At 30.9% G+C, this 22676-nt stretch carries 20 protein-coding genes, 1 pseudogene and 1 other annotated feature; of the genes and pseudogenes, 20 read left to right on the top strand and 1 reads right to left on the bottom strand.

From position 1 onward, the window contains the following. Nucleotides 1–3 precede the first annotated feature (3 nt). The 20 genes and pseudogenes from nifS to K7H06_RS08790 all read left to right on the top strand — a co-directional run. Entirely contained in the window at nt 4–1185 is a 1182-nt protein-coding gene (gene nifS / locus K7H06_RS08885) for a cysteine desulfurase NifS (protein WP_223039517.1), read from the top strand. Then, complete coding sequence (gene nifU, locus K7H06_RS08880) at nt 1185–1625, top strand: Fe-S cluster assembly scaffold protein NifU (protein WP_223039516.1); 441 nt, start codon at nt 1185–1187, stop codon at nt 1623–1625. The genes nifS and nifU overlap by 1 nt, the downstream gene beginning before the upstream one ends. A gap of 79 nt (nt 1626–1704) precedes the next feature. Next, the gene (gene mnmA, locus K7H06_RS08875; protein WP_223039515.1) at nt 1705–2799 is read left to right on the top strand and encodes a tRNA 2-thiouridine(34) synthase MnmA; all 1095 of its coding nucleotides are present in this window, start codon (nt 1705–1707) and stop codon (nt 2797–2799) included. A gap of 91 nt (nt 2800–2890) precedes the next feature. After that, nucleotides 2891–3421: a PRC-barrel domain-containing protein gene (locus tag K7H06_RS08870; RefSeq protein WP_223039514.1), complete on the top strand. Its 531-nt coding sequence runs from the start codon at nt 2891–2893 to the stop codon at nt 3419–3421. Between the two features lie 18 nt (nt 3422–3439). Then, complete coding sequence (locus K7H06_RS08865; RefSeq protein WP_223039513.1) at nt 3440–3622, top strand: hypothetical protein; 183 nt, start codon at nt 3440–3442, stop codon at nt 3620–3622. Nucleotides 3623–3681: 59 nt separating this feature from the next. Continuing rightward, complete coding sequence (locus tag K7H06_RS08860; RefSeq protein ID WP_223039512.1) at nt 3682–4902, top strand: AI-2E family transporter; 1221 nt, start codon at nt 3682–3684, stop codon at nt 4900–4902. Nucleotides 4903–5026: 124 nt separating this feature from the next. Next, nucleotides 5027–5254: a binding site (T-box leader), on the top strand. 47 nt (nt 5255–5301) lie between these two features. Then, complete coding sequence (alaS, locus tag K7H06_RS08855; RefSeq protein WP_223039511.1) at nt 5302–7941, top strand: alanine--tRNA ligase; 2640 nt, start codon at nt 5302–5304, stop codon at nt 7939–7941. 114 nt (nt 7942–8055) lie between these two features. Then, nucleotides 8056–8313 carry an IreB family regulatory phosphoprotein gene (locus K7H06_RS08850; RefSeq protein WP_223039510.1) on the top strand — a complete coding sequence of 86 codons (258 nt, stop codon included), beginning with the start codon at nt 8056–8058 and terminating at the stop codon, nt 8311–8313. 12 nt (nt 8314–8325) lie between these two features. Then, entirely contained in the window at nt 8326–10479 is a 2154-nt protein-coding gene (locus tag K7H06_RS08845) for a hypothetical protein (RefSeq protein ID WP_223039509.1), read from the top strand. A 9-nt stretch (nt 10480–10488) separates the two neighbouring features. Next, entirely contained in the window at nt 10489–11439 is a 951-nt protein-coding gene (locus K7H06_RS08840) for an aldo/keto reductase (RefSeq protein WP_223039508.1), read from the top strand. A gap of 15 nt (nt 11440–11454) precedes the next feature. After that, nucleotides 11455–11865: a Holliday junction resolvase RuvX gene (gene ruvX / locus K7H06_RS08835; RefSeq protein WP_343216819.1), complete on the top strand. Its 411-nt coding sequence runs from the start codon at nt 11455–11457 to the stop codon at nt 11863–11865. 16 nt (nt 11866–11881) lie between these two features. Then, nucleotides 11882–12133, top strand: a complete 252-nt coding sequence (locus K7H06_RS08830) for a DUF1292 domain-containing protein (protein ID WP_223039506.1) — start codon at nt 11882–11884, stop codon at nt 12131–12133. 399 nt (nt 12134–12532) lie between these two features. After that, entirely contained in the window at nt 12533–12955 is a 423-nt protein-coding gene (locus K7H06_RS08825) for a Fur family transcriptional regulator (RefSeq protein ID WP_223039983.1), read from the top strand. A gap of 245 nt (nt 12956–13200) precedes the next feature. Further along, nucleotides 13201–14868 carry a ribonuclease J gene (locus tag K7H06_RS08820; protein WP_223039505.1) on the top strand — a complete coding sequence of 556 codons (1668 nt, stop codon included), beginning with the start codon at nt 13201–13203 and terminating at the stop codon, nt 14866–14868. Between the two features lie 119 nt (nt 14869–14987). After that, a complete protein-coding gene (gene mltG, locus K7H06_RS08815; RefSeq protein ID WP_223039504.1) occupies nt 14988–16001 on the top strand; it encodes an endolytic transglycosylase MltG in 1014 nt (337 codons plus the stop codon). A 73-nt stretch (nt 16002–16074) separates the two neighbouring features. Next, the gene (locus K7H06_RS08810) at nt 16075–16716 is read left to right on the top strand and encodes an O-methyltransferase (protein WP_223039503.1); all 642 of its coding nucleotides are present in this window, start codon (nt 16075–16077) and stop codon (nt 16714–16716) included. An 11-nt stretch (nt 16717–16727) separates the two neighbouring features. Beyond that, nucleotides 16728–17969, top strand: a complete 1242-nt coding sequence (locus K7H06_RS08805) for a peptidase U32 family protein (protein ID WP_223039502.1) — start codon at nt 16728–16730, stop codon at nt 17967–17969. After that, nucleotides 17962–18612: a uridine kinase gene (gene udk / locus K7H06_RS08800; protein WP_223039501.1), complete on the top strand. Its 651-nt coding sequence runs from the start codon at nt 17962–17964 to the stop codon at nt 18610–18612. Before K7H06_RS08805 ends, udk begins: the two co-directional genes overlap by 8 nt. Before the next feature lie 64 nt (nt 18613–18676). Then, entirely contained in the window at nt 18677–20356 is a 1680-nt protein-coding gene (locus K7H06_RS08795; protein ID WP_223039500.1) for a peptidoglycan D,D-transpeptidase FtsI family protein, read from the top strand. Between the two features lie 138 nt (nt 20357–20494). After that, nucleotides 20495–20794 (top strand): annotated as a pseudogene (locus tag K7H06_RS08790) (sigma-70 family RNA polymerase sigma factor); the annotation flags it as partial. Between the two features lie 29 nt (nt 20795–20823). Here the strand turns inward: K7H06_RS08790 and K7H06_RS08785 are convergent. Continuing rightward, complete coding sequence (locus tag K7H06_RS08785; protein WP_223039498.1) at nt 20824–22458, bottom strand: recombinase family protein; 1635 nt, start codon at nt 22456–22458, stop codon at nt 20824–20826. Between the last annotated feature and the right edge of the window lie 218 nt (nt 22459–22676).

Genomic DNA, 22676 nt, shown 5'->3' with positions numbered 1-22676 from the left:
GAAATGAATAGACGAGTTTATCTTGATTATTCTGCAACAACACCAATGAAAAAAGAAGTACTAGAAGAAATGCAACCTTACTTCACAGAGAAATTTGGAAATCCTTCTAGCATCTATTCATTTGGAAGAGAAGCAAAAAAAGCAGTAGATGTTGCAAGAGATCAAGTAGCAAAATTAATTGGTGCAAAACCAGATGAAGTTTATTTTACGGCAGGTGGATCTGAAGCAGATAACTGGGCAATAAAGGGAATTGCGTATGCCAATAAAGATAAAGGAAATCATATTATTACAACAAAAATAGAACATCATGCAGTTTTACATGTCTGTGAATATTTAGAAAAAAATGGTTTTTCTGTGACTTACTTAGATGTAGATGAGTATGGATTAATTGATTTAGAAGATTTAAAAAAGGCCATTACAGATGAAACTATATTGATTTCAATTATGTTTGCAAATAATGAAATAGGTACTATTCAACCAATAAAAGAGATTGGTCAAATAGCCAAAGAAAAAGGGATACTATTCCATACAGATGCAGTACAAGCATTAGGAAATGTAGCCATTGATGTAAATGAATTAAATATCGATTTAATGTCTGTGTCAAGTCATAAAATTTATGGACCAAAAGGAATCGGTGCTCTTTATATGAGAAAGGGTTTGAAAATCCATTCATTTGTTCATGGTGGTGCTCAAGAGAGAAGAAGAAGAGCAGGAACTGAAAATGTATCAGGAATTGTAGGTTTCGGAAAAGCCTGTGAAATGGCAATGGAAAATATAGATACACATATGAATCATTTAAAAATCTTGAGAGAAAAACTAATACAAGGTATAATGGAAAGGATTGACTATGTAAGATTGAATGGTCATCCAGAAAAGAGACTTGTAGGAAATGTAAATATGGTGTTTGAGTTTATTGAAGGAGAATCTTTGCTACTTAGTCTAGACATGGTTGGAATAGCTGGTTCAAGTGGATCAGCATGTACTTCAGGATCACTTGATCCATCCCATGTTCTAATGGCGATTGGATTGCCTCATGAGATTGCTCATGGGTCTTTAAGACTTACTGTTGGTGATTTTACAACAGAAGAGGATATAGATTATGTATTAGAGCAATTGCCTAAGATTGTAGATAGATTAAGACAAATGTCACCATTGTATGAAAATGTTAAAGGGGGACAAAGATAATGTACTCAGAAAAAGTAATGGATCATTTTACTAATCCAAGAAATGTTGGTGAAATTGAAGATGCTAGTGGTGTAGGACAAGTTGGTAATGCAAAATGTGGAGATATCATGAAAATATATTTAAAAGTTGAAAATGATATCATTGAAGATGTAAAATTCAAAACTTTTGGATGTGGTTCTGCTATTGCTTCATCAAGTATAGCAACAGAAATGATAAAAGGGAAAAGTATTCAAGAAGCTTTGGAACTAACAAATAAAGCTGTAGTTGAAGCTTTAGGAGGACTTCCAGCGCCAAAGGTGCATTGTTCTATTTTGGCAGAACAAGCAGTAAAAGCAGCACTTCTTGATTATGCAGAGAAAAATAACATTCAAATAAAAGGATTAGAGGATTTTGATCCAGATGCAGATCCTCATGATCATCATGAGGAAGAAGAAATATAAGCCCAGGATTTCCTGGGCTTTATATTTGAATAAAAAATAAGGAAAAACAAAAAATATTAAAAAGAAGGTGACAAAAATCATGTCTTTAGATAAGAAAAAAGTAGTAGTTGGTATGAGTGGTGGTGTAGATAGTTCAGTAGCTGCATATGTTCTAAAAAAACAAGGATATGAAGTCATTGGTGTAACAATGAAGGTTTGGCCAGACATGGAGGAGGAAGAAAGAGAAGATGGATGTTGTGGTTTATCGGCAGTAGATGATGCAAGACGTGTTGCAAATGAATTAGAAATACCATTTTATGTGATGAACTTTAAGGAAATCTTTGAAGAAAAGGTAATCAATTATTTTGTAGAAGAATATATTAGCGGAAGAACGCCAAATCCTTGTATTGCCTGTAATAAATTTATGAAGTTTGATGAATTATTAAGACGTGCTCATAATTTAGGTGCCTATTATGTGGCAACAGGACATTATGCTAAAATCGAATATGATGAAAAAAATGATAAATATATGATGAAAAAATCTAATGCAATTGCAAAAGATCAAACTTATGCATTATTTAACTTTACGCAGGAACAACTAAAACATACGCTTATGCCTTTAGGTGAATTTGATTCAAAGGATGAGGTTAGAAAGATAGCATCAGAGCTTGGTTTTATAAATGCTTCTAGACCAGATAGTCAAGAAATCTGTTTTGTGAAAGATGATGACTATGGAAGATTTATCGCAGATAAAAAGCCTGGGAAAATTGTACCAGGAGATTTTGTTGATAAAAATGGGAAAATATTAGGAAAACACAAAGGAATTGTATATTATACTATTGGACAAAGAAAAGGACTAGGAATTGCCCTTGGGAAGCCTATGTTTGTGGTAGATATTATTCCTCAAAAAAATCAAGTCGTATTAGGGGAAAATGAAGAAGTTTTTGGGAATGCATTATTAGCAGAAGATGTAAATTTCCTTTATTTGAATAAAATTGAAGACGGATTAAAAGTACAAGCACAAATTAGATATAATGCAAAACCAGAAGATGCAAAGCTATATGGAGAAGAAGGAAATAAAGTACGTGTTGTTTTTGAAAATCCACAAAGAGCCATAACACCAGGACAAGCTGTTGTATTTTATGATGGAGAATATCTCATGGGTGGTGGAACAATTACAAAAAAAGTAAGATAATTGAAGTGCACTTTAAGGTGCATTTTTTTTACTTTTTGGTGGAATCATAAAAATATAGTAATCAATTGTTTTTTAAGTGTGGTGGTATTTTATGATGAAAAGAGGCTGTGACATCATAGGCTTGCCAGTGATTTCTCTTGATGAAGGATGTAAAACTTTCGAAATTAAAGATATTATTTATTGCAACCAAAACTTAAAGGTAACTGCTTTTCTTGTTCATGAGGGAGGATATTTTCATGAACCTATGGTGGTTTATTTTGAACATGTAAAAAATATTGGAGAGAATGCAGTGACCATTCAAAATGATACGAGTATTAAACGTATCAAATATTCTATGAGTCAGTTACAATCAAGAGAAAAACTTTTAGGACTCGAAGTCATTACAGATGATGGAAAGCATGTAGGTACTGTACAAGATATTATGATAGAAATTGGAAATGGAAGACTTTTAGGATTGATTTTAACAGAGGGATTATTTGATGATTTGGTTGAAGGAAGATCCATTTTACCTTTTCTACAATCATTTACTATTCATCAGGATGCAATTATTATTACCTCAAGTATAAGTGCTTCAATTTTACAAGGTACTGGAGGATTAAAAAATTTACTTTCACTAGAATAAAGGAAAGGAGTGAAAAGTATGAGAAATAAATTTGTATCAGGCATGTTGACAGGTGGAATCATTGGAGCTACAACAGGAATGTATGCCTATAAAAGAATGAGTCCTAGACAGAGAAGAATGGTTATGAGAAGAGGAAGAAAAATGGTTAAAGGTGCAGTAAATATGGTAGATATGATTCAATCAATAAATTTATTAAGATAGAGTGAAAAAGCAGCTAATTCTTTAGCTGCTTTTCATAAAATCTAAAAGGATGTGGACGTATGAATGCAGGATTCAATATTTTTCATCTTGTTCAGACAAAACCCATATTTTATATATTTTTAATTATTATTGCTGCAATCAATATCCTTATTTTAATGTTTTTAGGATGTTCAACATACTATTTGATTCATATAGGAAATCATTATGTGAGTAATAGTAAAGAATTAAAAATGAAAAGAAAATATTTTTTTTACTTTTTTGTTTTTGTAATCATATTGTTATTGGGAATGATGCTTTATCATTTTAGATGTAGCTTGTGGAAATTATTTGCTCCTGTTATTTGGGCTATTATATTTGCATATTTACTTAATCCAATTGTTCATCTAATAGATGAAAGGGGAGTTCCTAGAATTTGGAGTGTAATCATTGTCTATGCTACCATAATTATTATCATGATTTTGGTTGTTACAATCATAACTCCTAATATTACAAAAGAAGCAAGGAATTTAATAGAAATATTGCCTAAATATACAAAAGAGGCAAATGAATACTTAAACCATATATACAAAAAAATTGAGGAATTAGATAATTTTTCACCTCAGCTTTCTTTTGTTAAAGATTCAATACAAGATCATTTATTAGGAATTGAAATTTATGCTATGGATATTATGAAGCAAGTTACCAATAGCATATTCAATATATTTTCTCAAGTTGTGACTTTAGTACTCATTCCTATTTTTACTTTCTATTTTTTAAAAGATGCGGATTATTTTAAAAAGAAAATAGTTTTTATTATACCAAGAATTGTTAGAAAAGAATTAATTAATATTTGTAAAGATATACATATATTGTTAAATAAGTTTATACGAGGACAATTTATTGTAGCTACTTGTGTTGGAATATTAAGCATTATCGCATTGTTAATGATCAAAGTGAATTTTGCATTTCTTATTGGGATTATTGCTGGAATATCAAATATTATACCTTACTTTGGACCGATTATTGGAGCAGTTCCAGGGGTAGTGATTGCACTTTTGGATACACCTATGAAAGCTTTATGGGTAATCATTGCTTTTACAATTATACAACAAATTGAAAGTGCTATTATTACTCCTAAGATTGTTGGAGAAAGTGTAGGACTTCATCCTGTTACTGTTATTATAGCTTTATTGATAGGAAATGAATGGCTTGGACTCATAGGGCTTATTTTTGCTGTACCGATTGCTGCTAGTATAAAAATCATTACAAAACATATGATAGATTTAATTGTAAATATTTAAATTTTATGAAATGATGAGTTTTAGTAATGTAATATTAAAAATATGGGAATAATAGATTTAAGAATTGACAAATAGTACTAATTTTTATATAATCAATTAATGTTAATGTGAAAAAATAAAAAATAAAAATACAATGATGAAGAGGAGTACAAAAATAATAAATCTGTAGAGAGGAAGTCCATTGGCTGAAAGACTTCTGGTTTGAGTTTTTGGAAGCAGCTTCGGAGTATTGACCTTGAAATATAAGTAGGGGTTAGTGGCTTGCAACCATTATCGTGCTGGGTATTATGAAAGAGAGACCAAAGAAATTTGGTAAGTAGGGTGGTACCGCGAGAGTGCTCTCGTCCCTATATGGGATGAGAGCTTATTTTTGTATAAAAAAACATGGAGGTTGATCATATGGAAAAGATGAGTTTGAATGAAATAAGAAAGCAATTTTTAGACTTTTTTGAGAGTAAGGATCATTATGTAAGAGCTAGTTATTCATTAGTTCCTGAAAATGACAAGAGTTTATTATTAATAAATGCAGGAATGGCTCCTTTGAAAAATTACTTTATGGGAACAGAAATACCCCCTAAGAAAAGAATGTCTACTTGTCAGAAGTGTATTCGAACAGGGGATATTGAAAATGTAGGAAAAACAGCAAGACATGCTACATTTTTTGAGATGCTTGGAAACTTTTCTTTTGGAGATTACTTTAAAAATGAATCTATTGCATGGGGATGGGAGTTTGTAACAAAATATTTAAAATTCCCGGTTGAAAAACTATGGGTAACTGTATACGAAAAAGATGACGAAGCCTATGAAATTTGGGAGAAAAAAATTGGTATAGATCCTGGAAAAATTGTAAGACTAGGAAAAGAAGATAACTTCTGGGAAATAGGAGTAGGGCCTTGTGGACCATGTTCCGAAATTTATTATGATAGAGGAGAAAAATATGGTTGTGGTAATCCAGATTGCAAACCAGGATGTGAGTGCGATCGATACATAGAATTTTGGAATCATGTATTCACACAATTTGATAAGGATGAGAATGGAAATTATAATCCACTACCAAATCCAAATATAGATACAGGAATGGGCCTAGAAAGAATGGCATGTATTATGCAAGGGGTAGATTCTATATTTGAAATAGATACCATAAAACATATATTAAATAAAGTATTAGAAATTTCTGGACAAAAATATGGACAAGGAAATGAAAAAACAGATGTTTCAATAAGAATTGTCACAGATCATATTCGTTCTGTTACTTTTATGGTATGTGATGGGATTATGCCAAGTAACGAAGGACGCGGATATGTTCTTAGAAGGTTATTAAGAAGAGCTGCAAGACATGGTAAATTGCTTGGCATCAAAGGGGAATTTTTAACTCAATTAGTAGATAGTGTACTAGAAGTATCAAGTGGTGCGTATCCTGAACTTTTAGAAAGAAAAGAGTATATTAAGAAAGTAATTACCATTGAAGAAGAAAGATTCCAAGAGACAATTGATCAAGGTAGCGAAATCTTAAAAGGTTACATGGAAGAGTTAAAAGGAGAAAATAAAAATATTTTATCTGGAGAAAATGCTTTTAGATTATATGATACTTATGGATTTCCACTAGAACTAACAAAGGAAATATTAGAAGAAGAAAATATGACTGCTGATGAAAAAGGCTTCAAAGCTGAAATGGAAAAGCAAAGAGAAAGAGCAAGAAATGCAAGACGTAACAATGAAGATATGGGATGGAAAGAAGATGTATATGCAAAGTTAGATGAAAATATAAAATCACAATTTAAAGGGTATAAAGAATACGAAATGGATTCAAAGGTTATAGCAATAGTAAAATCAGGTGAAATAGTAGAGGCTGCTCAAAAGGGTGATGAGGTTACGATTATATTAGATGAAACACCATTTTACCCTGAAGGTGGAGGCCAAGTAGGAGATCATGGAGTATTATTTAACGAAGAATGTAAAATAAAAATAACTGCTTGTAGAAAAAATAATCAAAAAATATTGCATATAGGTGAAGTTTTAGAAGGAAAGGTATTCGTTAATGGAACTGTTAAATCTTGTATTGATATAGAAAACAGAATGAGCTCTGCAAGAAATCATACAGCAACCCATTTATTACAAGCTGCTTTAAGAAATGTGTTAGGGAATCATGTAGAACAATCTGGTTCTTTAGTTACACCAGAGAGACTAAGATTTGACTTTACCCATTTCCAAGGACTTACAGAAGATGAATTAGAAAAGATTGAAAAAATTGTAAATCAAAAGGTTCTTCAAAGCTTAACTGTTTTAGCAGAAGAAATGGGGATTAAGGAAGCAAAGAAAAAAGGTGCAACTGCCCTTTTTGGTGAAAAGTATGGAGAGGTTGTACGTGTAGTAACTATGGGGGATTATAGTATAGAATTATGTGGCGGAACTCATTTGAATAATACAAGTCAAGTAGGATTATTTAAAATTATTAGTGAAGGTGGCGTTGCTGCTGGTATTAGAAGAATTGAGGCAGTTACTGGTCATAAAGCATATGAATATATAAATCAGCAAGAATTAAAAATGAAAGAGATAGCCCAAATTTTAAAGAGTAATCCAAATGAGATTGTAACGAAGGTAGAAAATTTAGTAAGTGAATTAAGAGTAGCACATAAGGAAGTAGAAATTCTTAAAAATAAGCTGGCAAAAGGAGCAGTAGATGAAATATTAGCAACAGCAGTTGAAATCAACAACATAAAAGTGATAAGATATAAGTTGTCAGGACTTGATATGGACAGTTTAAGAAAATTAGGAGATCAGCTAAAAGATAAATTAGGAACAGGTATTGTAGTATTAGCAACTGAAAAAGATAATAAGGGTAATTTCATTGCTATGGCAACGGAGGATGCTGTTAAGAAAGGCATTCATGCAGGAAATATGATTAGACAAGTTGCCAAAATAGCAGGTGGTGGTGGTGGTGGAAAACCAACCATGGCACAAGCAGGAGCAAAAGATGTATCTAAAATTGATGAAGCACTAGAACAAGTAATGAATTTTGTAAAAGAACAAGTAAAATAGTCATAATAAGTAGTGGGCGAAGGTTTAAAAGCAAACTTTCGTCCATTCAATTAGAAGGATTATGTAGATTTAAAGAGAATATATAATATAGATGTAAGAAAGGAGTGTAAAAATATGAGTGATCAATCAAATTTTACAATGAAATTTAAAGTGGATAAAGAAAAGATTAATGAAATAGAAGAAATTTTAAAAAGCGTCCATAAATCTTTAAAGGAAAAAGGATACAATCCCATTAACCAGTTAGTAGGATATATTTTATCAGGAGATCCTACTTATATTACAAGCTATAATAATGCAAGAAGTTTAATCAGACAAGTAGAAAGAGATGAATTATTAGAAGAAATTTTAAAGAGTTATTTAGAAAATAAGTAGGAGAGAGATAAGTTGAAAAAAAAGATATCTAGAATATTTATAGTTATTATGATCCTATTCATGATGATAACTTCTTTTTCATATGCAAAGGACAATAAAAAGGTTGTCTTAATCGTAATGAATGAGATAAATTATGAAGAATTATATAATATGAGTGCTGTCAATGAGTTAATAGAGGATGGAGCTATTGCTCTAATGAATAATAGAACTTCAACAAAAGCAAATACTTATAAAGCTTACGCAACTATAGGAGCAGGGGTAAGAGCAGAAGCTTCTTCCAATTCAGTAGGTTCTTTTGAAGTGAATGATAAGGTCAAATCTATCTATTTAAGAAGGACAGGCATAGAACTTCCAAGTACAGGAATTATCAATTTAGATATGACTAGACTTATTAAATTAAATGAAAAAGGTCAATATGGAGCAATTCCTGGATCTCTTGGACAAGCCCTTCATGATCATGGAATGAAAACAGCTGTAATAGGAAATGGTGACTATGAGGATAAGTTTATTCGTTTAGCACCAACTATTGCAATGGATTATAAGGGGTATGTAGATTATGGTAGTATTGGACAGAAAATTTTGGAGGAAGATGCAACATATCCTTTTGGATTAAAAAGTAACTATAAAAACATGTTGGAGATTTTTAAAAGTACATATAAAAAATCTCAATTGACAGTAATCGATGTTACTGATATTGGTAGATTAGAAAGATATAGACCGAATCTATCTGATGAAATGTATTTAAATCAAAAATCAAAGATATTAAAAGACGTGAATCTTTTTATTAGTGAGTTACTAAAAAATATAGATAGTAATAATACGAGAATAGTATTGGTCACACCCTATCCAGCTTATGATGATATAAAAAATGGAAATATGCTAACACCTGTTATAGTTTATGGTGATGGAATCAGCAAAGGGGTTTTAACTTCAAGTACTACAAGAAGAATAGGAATCATTGGAAATGTAGATATTGCACCTTCTATTACAGAATATCTTGGGACAGATCATGAAAATATGAGTGGAAGAGCTGTTCAATTTCATAGCAAAGATGATAATTATAATTTTTTGATGGAGTTAAATCATCAGGTGGTAAGTACATCAGAAAATAGATACCCTGTTTTATCTAGCTTTGCAGTATTTGAAATATTAGTGTCTCTTATAGGACTAATGATGATTTTATTAGAAGGCAAGATCAATAATAAAATGGTAGGATACTTTAAAAATATTTTACTAAGTACTATGGCCGTACCTTTTGTCCTATTAATACTCCCTTTGTTTCATGTCAAAAATCTTATTTTAACTTATATTTTATCTATCGGACTAACTATTTTGATTACGTATATTACAAAAAAGGTTAGTAAACATACGCTAGATAGTTTATTCATATTATCTTTTATTACTACCACAGGATTACTTTTGGATATTTGTATGGGTGCTAATTTAATGAAAAGTTCATTATTAGGGTATGATCCTATTATTGGTGCAAGATATTATGGTATAGGAAATGAGTATATGGGTGTTTTAATTGGATCAACGTTAGTATGTGCTACAATAATTATGGATAGATTTAAATTAAATAAGTTATGGTCCATTTTAATTTTTGGTGGAACCATATTAATTATTGGATTTCCAAAATTAGGAGCAAATGTAGGAGGAACCATGACTGCTGTAGCTGCATTTACTTTTGTATCTTTGAGATTATATAATGTTAAAATAAAGCTAAAACAACTCATACTTATTGGAATCTGTATTGTATTTGTTGTAGCATTTATGGCTTTCATAGATATAAAATTAATCAAGAGTCAATCTCATTTAGCAGGAGCGGTGCAACAAATTCTACAAGGGGGACCTAGTGCCATATTCTTAATCCTAAAAAGAAAAATTGCAATGAATCTAAGATTAATTGGTGTTACCATATGGAGTAAAGTATTAATGTCGGCTATTTTAATACTTGCTACATTATTTTACAGACCCGTAGGAACCCTTTATAAGCTAACCAATTTATATCCAAATTTATCAATTGGTTGGTCTGGCATTGTCATGGCGTGTGTTGTAGCATTTTTTGTAAATGATTCAGGGGTAGTTGCTGCAGCAACAGGGATTATCTTTTTAGCCATGAGCATATTATATCTTACATTTTTTACGATAAAAGAAGAAAGTTAGGCGTATATTATGGAATATAGAGTATTAGGGAATACAGGAATAAAAGTATCAAGAATGTGCTTTGGAGGACTAACAGTAGGACCTCTACAGGCTAATCTACCAATTGAAGTAGGTGCAGAGGTAATAGCTGAAGCTTTTAATAGAGGGGTAAATTTTATAGATACAGCTCAGTTATATAAAACTTATCCTTATATAAAAAGAGCTTTAGAAATTTGTGAGAAAAAAGATATTGTTATTGCTTCAAAATCATATGCTTATGATGAAGAAACAGCTAAGAAAAGTTTAGATGAAGCGTTGACAGAATTAAATAGAGATACAATAGATATTTTTTTATTACATGAACAGGAAAGTGAACATACTTTAAGAGGACATTATGAAGCGTTAAAATATTATTTAAAAATGAAAGAGATGGGTATAATAAGAGCTGTAGGCATATCTACTCACACAATTCGAGCAGTAGAAGCTGCAGCAAAAATGGAAGAAATAGATGTAATTCATCCTATTATTAATATAAAGGGCATAGGGATTCAAGATGGAAGTCGCGATGAAATGTTAAAAGCTATAAAAGAAGCGTATAAAAATGGGAAAGGCATCTATGGAATGAAGCCTATTGGTGGAGGCAATTTGATTCACTCTGTAGATGAAAGCTTAGATTATGCCATAAATATTAACGAACTGCATTCAATAGCTGTTGGCATGCAAACAAAAGAGGAAGTTGTTGCCAATGTCTTAAAGTTTAGTGGAGAACAAGTTCCAGATGAAGTTTTAAATAAAATTTCTAAAAAACCAAGAAGATTACATATAGATGATTGGTGTGAAAAATGTGGAAGTTGTGTGAAACACTGCAAACACCATGCATTAAATATAGTAAATGAAAGAGTTGTTGTAGATACGGATAAATGTGTCCTTTGTGGGTATTGTAGTAGTTACTGTCCACAGTTTTGTATAAAAATTGTATAGAGATGAGGGTGAATGATGAGAATAATGGGACTAGATGTAGGAGATAAGACAGTAGGAGTTGCTGCAAGTGATGCACTAGGATGGACAGCTCAGGGAATCGAAACCATAAGAAGGACAAATAAAAAGGCTGATTATAGGAGAGTTGGAGAACTTATTGAGGAAAAAGAAATAACAAAAATAGTTGTTGGGCTACCTAAAAATATGAATGGTAGTATAGGTCCACAGGGAGAGAAAGTTTTAGAATTTGTTGAGGATTTAAAAAAACGATTTAAAGTTGAGATTATTTTATGGGATGAAAGATTAACAACAGTAGCTGCTGAAAGAATGTTGATCAGTGGAGATGTGAGTAGAAAGAAAAGAAAAAAAGTAATCGATATGATTGCAGCAACATATATTTTACAAGGTTATTTAGATGCTCAAAAATAATAAAGAGGTGATTAGAATGGAAAATGAAAATATCATAACACTTTTAGATGAGAATGGAAAAGAAACAGAATTTGAAATTATTGCAAGCTTAAAGGTTGAAGATACTGAGTATGTAATCCTTGCTCCTATAGATGAAAACGATGATGAGGGAGTAGTTATTTTCAAAGTAATTGAAGAGGATGGGGAAGAGGTTCTTGAAAATATTCAAGATGAAGAAGAATTAAATCAAGTGATTGGGGCTTACGAAGAATTATTTAAAGAAGAGTAGAAGCTATGATCATTAAGATCATAGTTTTGTTTTATGGAAATGGATAAATGCAAAACAAAATGTAATTGAAAAAGTATATCAATTAAAAAAATATTGCGTTTTTTAGGAGATGATATAATGCATATTGTTTGTAAAACATGTGGGAATATCATAAAAGATTCAGAAAGTATTCGATGTCCAAGGTGTTATACACTATTAAAAAAGCAGCATAAATGTGAAGATTGTAAAGGATGTACTTTGAAATTTGAAAAGTGCAACAAGTGATTTTATATTTAGAAAAATCAGTATTCATATCCAGAGAATAGAAAAACTCCTTGACTTTTATAGGATTTAGAATTAAACTATTCCATATAAGAGAGATTATTAATTGAAAAAGAAGGTGCTAAAGTGAAGGAAATTATGGAAAATTTAAAAGATAAGCTAAAGGAAAAAGGATATAAGTTAACACCCCAAAGAAGAGCTACTTTAGATACCATTATTGAAAATCAAGGAAAGCATCTAAGCACGGAAGAAATTTATGATATGGTTAAGGAAAACTGTCCTGAGATTGGTTTGGCTACAGTATATAGAACTTTGCAGCTTCTTGATGAATTAGATGTAATTTCAAAAATAAACTTTGATGATGGATGTAGCAGATATGAATTGAATACGAATGAGGATGATCATCAACATCATCATTTAATATGTTTAAAATGTGGGGATGTTATTGAAGTAGAAGTGGATTTAATGGAAACATTAGAAGAAGAGATTGAAAATAACTATGATTTTAAAATTAGTGATCATAAAGTGAAATTCTTTGGATATTGTTCTAAGTGTCAGTAAATCCTGTATCTTAAAGCTACAGGATTTTTTTATCTATAAATCTTAATAAAATTTTCAACTTCTCGTTTAGTTATCTCAAAAAAAAGCAATAATAATATAAAAAGTAGTAAATCGTTGCTTATACGGTGCTATGTTGATAAGAGATACTAAATAAAGTATAATGAATTAGGTGAGATTGTCCGGGCTTGTTGTTTGAATAAAATATCAGAGCGGAGATAGATAGTAGAGATAAGGAGTGTGATATTGTGGCAAGAAAACCAGCAAAAATTAAAGTGATTCCTCTTGGGGGCTTAAATGAAATTGGAAAAAACATGATGGCGTTTGAATATAAAGACGATATTATGATTATTGATTGTGGATTAAGTTTTCCAGAGGATGAAATGCTAGGAATTGATATGGTAATTCCAGACATTACCTACTTGATGAAAAACAAAGATAAAGTAAAAGGAATTGTTCTTACCCATGGACATGAAGATCATATTGGTGCATTGCCTTATGTTTTAAAAAAGCTAAATGTTCCTATATATGGTACTAAATTAACATTAGGGTTAGTGGGGAATAAATTAAAGGAACATAAGTTATCTTCTAGTGTACATACGGAAATTGTAAAGCCAGGGGATGTAATTAAATTAGGGGATTTTAAAGTAGAGTTTATTAGAACAAGTCATTCTATTGCAGATGCAGTTTGCTTGGCTATACATACACCTATGGGAACAATTGTTCATACAGGGGATTTTAAAATAGACTTTACACCAATTGACGGAGAACCTATTGATTTTCATAGATTAGCTGAACTTGGAAAAAAAGGCGTATTATTACTATTAGCAGATAGTACAAATGTTGAAAGACAAGGATATACAATGTCTGAGAGAACTGTTGGTGTAACTTTTGAAAATATATTTAGAAATGCTACTCAAAGAATTATCGTAGCTACTTTTGCTTCAAATGTTCATAGAGTACAGCAAATTATTGATGCAGCTTATAAGTTTAATCGAAAAATATCCGTATCTGGAAGAAGTATGGTAAATGTAGTGAATGTTGCTATGGAATTAGGGTATTTAAAAGTTCCTGAGGACATGTTAATCGATATTAATAATATTAATAATTACCCAGACAATGAAGTAGTTGTGATTACTACAGGAAGTCAAGGAGAGCCTATGTCAGCTTTATCAAGAATGGCATCTGCAGAACATAGAAAACTAGAAATACAACCAGGAGACATGGTGATTATTTCTGCAACTCCCATACCTGGAAATGAAAAAACTGTGGCAAGAGTTGTTAATCAACTGTTTGAGAAAGGTGCTAATGTTATATACGAAGCTTTAGCAGATGTACATGTTTCAGGACATGCCTGTCAGGAAGAATTGAAATTAATGCATTCATTAATAAAACCAAAGTATTTTATCCCAGTGCATGGTGAATATAGACATTTAAGACAGCATGGTAAACTTGCTGAAAGTTTAGGCATGCCTACTGAAAATGTATTTACAATAGAAAATGGTCAGGTTGTAGAGATTTCAAGGGATCATGCAAGAATTTGTGGAAATGTACCAGCGGGTAATATATTAGTAGATGGATTGGGTGTTGGAGATGTTGGAAATATCGTTCTTCGAGATAGAAAGCACTTGTCTGAAGATGGATTGATGGTTGTAGTTGTAACCATTAGAAAAGAAGATGGACAAGTCATATCAGGACCAGATATTATATCTCGTGGATTTGTCTATGTGAGAGAATCAGAAGTTTTAATGGATGAAGCTAGATCTGTTGTGAGAAATGCATTACAAATATGTCAAGCCAATGGAGTAAGAGAATGGGCTGCATTAAAAGCTTCTATTAAAGATAGTCTAAAAGGTTTCTTATATGAAAAAACGAAAAGAAGTCCAATGATCTTACCGATTATTATGGAAGTATAATAAAATATGCTGCGTATGCAGCATATTTTATTTTTGTATTCCCTTTGAGAAGATGTTGTAAATATTTGTTGAGGATTGTATAATTATATAATGGAAATATTATAGTTGGAGGGAATTTGATGAAATTACATAAATTTAAGGGAATTATATTTTTATTGATTATGATGCTTATTTTGGGTGGCGGGAAAATGTATTTTAACAACTCAATTGGGCCTGTAAATGTGGATAGTACTGACTTGATTATGGTACAAATTCCAACAGGGGCTTCTACAAAACAAATTGCAAAGATATTAGATACAAATAATATTATCAACAGTGATTTAACTTTTCGTATTTTAAGCAAATTGTCAAAAGCTGATGGTAAAATGAAAGCAGGTAATTATAACTTTGAAAAGAGTATGGCAGCAGATGAAATTATAAAGATCCTCGTAAATGGAGATACTGTGAAGGATACTGTGAAGGTCACCATTCCTGAAGGCTTTGAATTAAAACAAATTGCAAAAAGACTAGAAGATGAAGGATTAGTGAATAAGATTAGGTTTATAGAAATAGCAGAAAGTGAAGATTTTGATTATAAATTTTTAAAACACATTCCAAAAGAGAAAAATAGGCTTGAAGGTTTTTTATTTCCTGATACCTATGAGATTTCTAAAAATGCTACAGAGAAAGAAATCATTAAAAAGATGTTAAATCGCTTTGATGATATTTTTGTAGATAATTATTGTAAAAGAGCAGAAGAATTGAATATGACTGTAAATGATATTGTAACCCTGGCATCTATTATAGAAAGGGAAGCAAAGGTAGATAAAGAGAGACCTATTGTAGCTAGTGTTTTCTATAATAGGATGAATATAAAAATGCCACTGCAATCTTGTGCTACTGTTCAATATGTGTTAGGTAAGAGAAAAGCAAGGTTAAGTACAAAGGATACAGAAATTGATTCACCGTATAATACGTATAAGCATAATGGATTACCCCCTAAGCCTATTGCGTCTCCAGGAAAAGCTTCTATTGAGGCAGCACTTTATCCTAGTGAGACAGACTACTTATATTTTGTTGTAAGTAAAAATGGAGAGCATCATTTTAGTAAAACATATAAAGAACATTTAAAGGCGAAGAATGGTATTTATTAAAAGAGGAAAACCAATACGTGAAGCATTTCACGTACTTCTTTTTGCCAAAGATCAATAAAAGGAGTTGTATAGATTGAGTAATATCGTTAATGAATTAGTGGAAGAATATATAAGGAATATTTTGCCACAAAAAGATGGATTATTAAAAGATATGGAGGAGTATGCTTTTAAGAATCATGTACCTATTGTACAACCAGAAGTAGCAAAACTTTTAGAAGTAATTACAAAAATTAATCAAACAAAATCTGTCTTAGAAGTAGGAACAGCTATTGGCTATTCTGCTATTATTTTTATGAAGGCTATGGAAGATGGGAAGTTAACGAGTATAGAGAAACGAAACGATATGGTTGAAATTGCTAGAAAGAATATAGAAATGGCAGGACTTAAAGGTCAAATAGAAGTTATAGAAGGTTGCGCTGAAGAAATATTACCAACATTAAAGGGGAAATTTGATTTAATATTTTTAGATGCTGCAAAAGGACAATATATGAAATTTCTTTCTTCGAGTATAGACCTCTTAAAAAAAGGAGGCGTACTTGTTTCTGATAATGTATTATATAAAGGGATGATTGCTTCTGATGAATATGTAGTACGTAGAAAAATAACTATTGTAAAAAGGATGAGGAAATACTTAGATTATATTATGGATCATCCAGAACTTACAACATCCTTATTACCTATTGGTGATGGTGTAGCCTTAAGCTATAAAAATTAGGAGGAAAAATGATGAAAAAAATAGAATTATTAGCACCTGCTGGTGATTTAGAAAAATTAAAAATGGCTATTATATATGGAGCTGATGCTGTATATATAGGCGGACAGGTTTTTGGATTAAGGGCCAGTGCCAAAAACTTTTCATTTGAAGATATGAAAAAGGGAATAGAATTTGCCCACAAAAGAGGAAAAAAAGTATATGTTACATTAAATATTATTCCGCATAATGAGGACTTAAAAGAGCTTCCTGGATATTTGAAAGAATTGAAAGAGTTAAATATTGACGCCGTTATTTTATCAGATCCAGGTACATTTATGTATGTAAAAGAGTTTGCACCAGATATGGAAGTACATTTAAGTACACAAGCAAATAATACGAATTATATGAGTGCAAAATTTTGGCACAATCAAGGAATAAAAAGAGTGATATTGGCTCGCGAAATGTCTTTTAAAGAGATTAAAGAAATAAGAGAAAATATACCAGATGATTTAGAATTAGAAGGATTTGTACATGGAGCTATGTGTATATCTTATTCAGGAAGATGTCTTCTAAGCAACTATATGGCAAATAGAGATGCCAATAGAGGTGCATGTGCCCATCCATGTAGATGGCAATATTATTTAATGGAAGAAAAAAGGCCAGGAGAGTATATGCCCGTTTTTGAAGATGAAAAAGGGACATACTTTTTTAATTCAAAGGACCTTTGCATGATTGAATATATTCCTGAATTGATCGAATCAGGACTCTCAAGTCTTAAAATAGAAGGAAGAATGAAAAGTGCATACTATGTTGCAAATATTGTTAATGTGTATAGAAAGGCCATAGATACATACTATGAAAATAAAGAAACTTATAAATATGATCCAAATTGGATGATGGAAATAAAAAAAGCAAGTCATAGGAAATTTACAACTGGATTTTATATAGATAAGCCAAAAGAGGAAGAACAATTATATGCAAATAGTTCGTATATACGTGAATATGATTTTGTAGGATTGGTAGTAGATTATGATGAAAAAACGGGCATAGCTAGGGTAGAACAAAGAAATAGAGTATTTAAAGGAGAAACCATTGAAGTAATGGGACCAGGTATGAAAAATTACACACAAAACATTGAACACTTATGGAATGATAAGGGAGAAGCCCTTGATGTAGCACCACATCCTCAACAAATGATAAAAATAAAAATGGAAAAGCCAGTAGAAAAATATCACATTCTAAGACGATGTAGAAAGGATGATTGTCTTGAGTAAACCAATTTTAATTGGCATTACTGGGGGTACAGGTTCTGGAAAAAGTACTATTGCAAAAGCTATTTTTGAAAGTTTACCACAAAAAAATATTGCTATTATAGAACAGGATTCTTATTATAGAGATCAAAGTCATTTGCCAATGGAAGAAAGAATACATACCAATTATGATCATCCATTGGCCTTTGATACAGAACTTTTACTTAAGCAGCTCCACGAACTTTTAAACTATAGACCTGTAGAAAAGCCTATATATAATTTTGAAAAACATACAAGAAGAAAGGAAACCGTTCGTGTTGAGCCTAAAGATATTATTATATTAGAAGGAATTATGATCTTAGAAGATGAAAATTTGAGAGAATTAATGGATATAAAAATATTTGTAGATACAGATGCGGATGTAAGAATTATTAGAAGAATTACAAGAGATATCAATGAAAGAGGAAGAACCCTTGAATCAGTTATTGAACAATATTTAAATACGGTTCGACCAGCTCACCTTCAGTTTATTGAACCTAGTAAAAGATATGCAGATATTATTATTCCAGAGGGTGGGTATAATAAAGTAGCTATAGACATTATGGTATCAAAAGTAAGATCTATTATTTATGAAAAACAAAATGGTAGAGAATTAAAAATATTATAAAGTATACGCCTTCCTAAAATTGGAAATACTAATCGTAGCCAATTTTTTAAGGAAGGTGTTTTTTTTGGAATCGAGAGTGGATAGAAAAAGAAAAAAACAAATAAATAATGTCTACGAAAACAATCAGAAAAGAATTTATACCTTAGGCATAATTTTTACCGTATTTCTCTTAGGTTTAATGAGTAGGCTCTTTTATATACAAATTGTTAAAGGAAATGATTATTATGCTCGTGCAAAAAATCAATGGTTTAAAGAGATACCCGTTGGAATAGAAAGAGGAAAGATATACGATCGAAATAGGTTACTTCTTACCAATCAAGAAGAAAAAAGATATTTGGTTATTTACCCTGAATACTTTATAGAATCAGACGAAAATATAAAAATGATCAGTGATATTACAAGTATATCTCCTTATAAATTAAAAAAAGGTAAATTAACTAGTAGTAGAACAATTAAGCTTGAAATTAAAAATGATAAAGAAGAGCTTATTAAAAAAGTTATGTCTATAAAAGGAGTATATCCTGTTGACTATAATGATAGATATAATAAAAAATCGATAGCTGCTCATGTGATTGGATATATCAATAAAATCGATAATATAGGCGAAAAGGGAATAGAAAAAATGTATGATGAAGTATTAAAAGAAAATCAAATTTGTAAAGTAGAAGCTGTTGTAGATGCGCAAAAGAAAATCATACCGGGCTTAGGCTATAAAAAGCAGGATCAATCATTCAGAGAAAACGGAAAAAATATTGTAACTACATTAGATTATCATATACAAAAAATAGCAGAAGAAGAATTTGAGAAGCTTCATAAAAATGGAAGTGTTGTGATATTAGATGTGCAAAGTGGGGAAATATTGGCTATGGTGAGCAGACCTAATTTTGATCAGAATAATGTGGCAGCATACCTTAAAAGTAATAATAAGGAACTTTATAACAGAGCTGTTCAAATAGGCTATCCTCCTGGGTCTATTTTTAAGATTATTGTTACAGCAGCAGCTCTTGAAAATAAAATAAATGATGATGATTTCTTTTGTAAAGGATATGAAGAGATAGGAGATACGAGAATTAAATGTTGGAGTTTTGACAAGGGAGGGCATGGAAAATTAAATTTGGAAGAAGCTTTTGCTGTATCCTGTAATGCTGCTTTCATACAATTAGGAGAAAAAATAGGTGGAGAAAAGATTTTGTCTATGGCAAAAAAATTCGGATTAGGTTCAAAAACAAATATTGGATTGTATGAAGAAATATCTGGAAGTCTCCCATCTGAAGAATATATGAAAGGAGCAGGAATAGGAAATATTTCTATAGGACAGGGCACATTAGAAGTAACACCCTTACAAATCGCAAAGACTACAGCAATTATTGCTAATGATGGAGTAGACAAAGGCGTATATCTAATAAAAGAAATTATTGATGATCATGGAAAAATTATAAAAAAGAAGGATAAAAATAACCCACAAAAAGTGATAAGCTATCATACTGCTAAAAGAATTCAAACTATGATGGAAAAGGTAGTAAGTATGGGGACAGCAAGAAATATGGGATTGGGTAAAACATCTGGAAAGACTGGTTCGGCACAAGCAAAATTACAAGGAAAAGATATTGTCCATGCATGGTTCACTGGTTTTTTTCCTAGTAAGGATCCTAAATATGTTATAACGATTGTTGTTGAAGATGGTATTTCAGGAGGAAAATCAGCCATACCAATTTTTAAAAATATTAAACAACGAATCAATTAAAAAAGAAATTCTTCTCAAGACATGCACAGATCTTTAGATGAATACATATAATTTAAGATGACGCATAATTAGGAGGTGTGCATCTCAATGTGGACCACAGTAGTAACCGTATCTGTTATTTTGGCAAAACCTATTTTTATGTTAGTATCTTATATTTCTAGTAATACATCTTTCCCTAAACCACTAACACCTGAAGAAGAAAACCATTATTTAGCACTATATGAACAAGGAGATGAAGATGCCAAAAATATACTAGTAGAAAGAAATCTAAGATTAGTTGCTCATATTGTAAAAAAATATCATAATACAGGAAGAGATGTGGATGATTTAATTTCTATAGGGACCATTGGATTAATAAAAGCTATTACATCTTTTGATAGAAGCAAAGGCACAAGGTTAGCTACTTATGCAGCACGTTGTATTGAAAATGCTATCCTTTCAAAACGGAAACATTTTTATGTTTTCGTTTATTTTTTTTCATAGTTTACTCCGAACATGGTGATATCAATATTTTCTCCATCCCAAGTTATATTTTCTATTAAATGATTAATCAAATTACGTTTACCATATACGTCTAAAGAATCAACCATTTTAGGAAAGGTTGTAAGTATATTCTTTATATTTTCTATATCTATTTCTGTGGATTGATTCTCATTCTTACTTTTACTAAAATGAGAAAGCCTATTTTTTAGTTCTTTTGTTTTTTCATCTAATTCTTCAATTTGTTTGATGATATATTTTGTAGCAGTAGAATTTTGTCCTTTTGATAAAGCATTGATTAAGCTCAGAATAGCACGTTCATTGCTTTTAATATGAGATGATAGCATAATCTTTTCAGAGCAAATAGTCTTATCAATTTTTTCAATTTTTAAGTGATTCTTAGAGATGCTTTCACATAGTAGGGTGTTATTTTTAGATAGTTTTTTTATTTCTTCTAATACTAGTGCATCTAGTTGATTCCCATTTATATTTTTTATGTTGCATTTCATTTTCTTACTTTTTTCTTTGTATTCACACATGTAATAAAAGATCTGTACACCATCTTTATTTTTTCGACCTGTACGAGGTCGCATAAAACTGCCACATTTTTTACAACGTAATAATCCGGATAAAAGGGACTGGGTATTTTTAACTTTTCTAAAAGATTTTGATTTGTTTTTTAATAAGATTTTTTGAACTTTGATCCATTTCTTACTAGGAATGACTCCCTTATGAGCACCTATGGAAATAATCCATTCAGGATAGTCTCTAATTTTGTTGGAGGTGTGTTTTTTTTGTATGGTTTTATTATAGGCCATGATTCCATGATCACCGTTAAAATCATTTTTATCTGTGTAGATGATAAATTTATTTTTACATAAGTAATTATATAGCAACTCATCAGCAGTTGCGTATACAGGATTCATTAGAATATTACGCAAAGCGAAGCGTGAAAAATCTATATTATTTCGGGTTTTAATATTATTTTGAATACAATATGTTTCAAGCTTACTTAATGATTGTAATTCTAAAAATTTATGGAATAGGATTTTAATCTTTTCTAATTCATCTGGGATAGGAGAAAGTTTATAATTTTTCTTTTCTTTACCATTAGCATCAATTATTTTAACTGCTTTAGATTCAAAGCCTGTAGGTGTTGTACCACCAAGCCATCTACCTGTCTTTGCAAGCTGTAGCATATTATCTTGTATACGCTGCGCAATCGTTTCTCTTTCAAGTTGTGCAAAAACAGAAGCGATATACATCATTGCACGGCCCATTGGTGTAGAAGTGTCAAACTGTTCACGAAGAGAGATGAAACCTATGTTTTCCCTTTCTAACATGTCTATAATATCTGAAAAGTTAGAAATATTTCTAGAGATCCTATCTAATCTATAGCACATCAAAATATGAAATTTACCCTCACTAGCGTCTTTCATCATTTTTTGATACTCCGGTCTATCTATATTACCACCAGAAAAACCTTCATCTTCATAGGTAATAAATTTTTCAATAGGATTAAAATGCTGTAGGGCATATTCCTTACAAAGCTGTATTTGATTTTGCGTAGATTCACCTTTTCCTGTAAATTTTGATTTTCTAGAATAAATAGCTATATGCATAGAATCACCTTTCTAAAAAATTTATTATCATATTACTGTTGGTTATAAAAAAAGTGATAAATCATTTCCACAGCCTATTAAATTATTTCCGAGGGAATAGTGAAAATATGATAGATATTAGCAAGAATCATCATAATTATTAAAAAATCCAGTGATATATAAGGAAATACAGCTGAAAATAATACAAATTCCCATATTATAAAAAAAGAAAAGCTCCT

The sequence above is a fragment of the Crassaminicella profunda genome (assembly GCF_019884785.1).
Lineage (GTDB): Bacteria > Bacillota > Clostridia > Peptostreptococcales > Thermotaleaceae > Crassaminicella > Crassaminicella profunda.
This window is presented reverse-complemented; position numbering and strand designations above follow the sequence as displayed.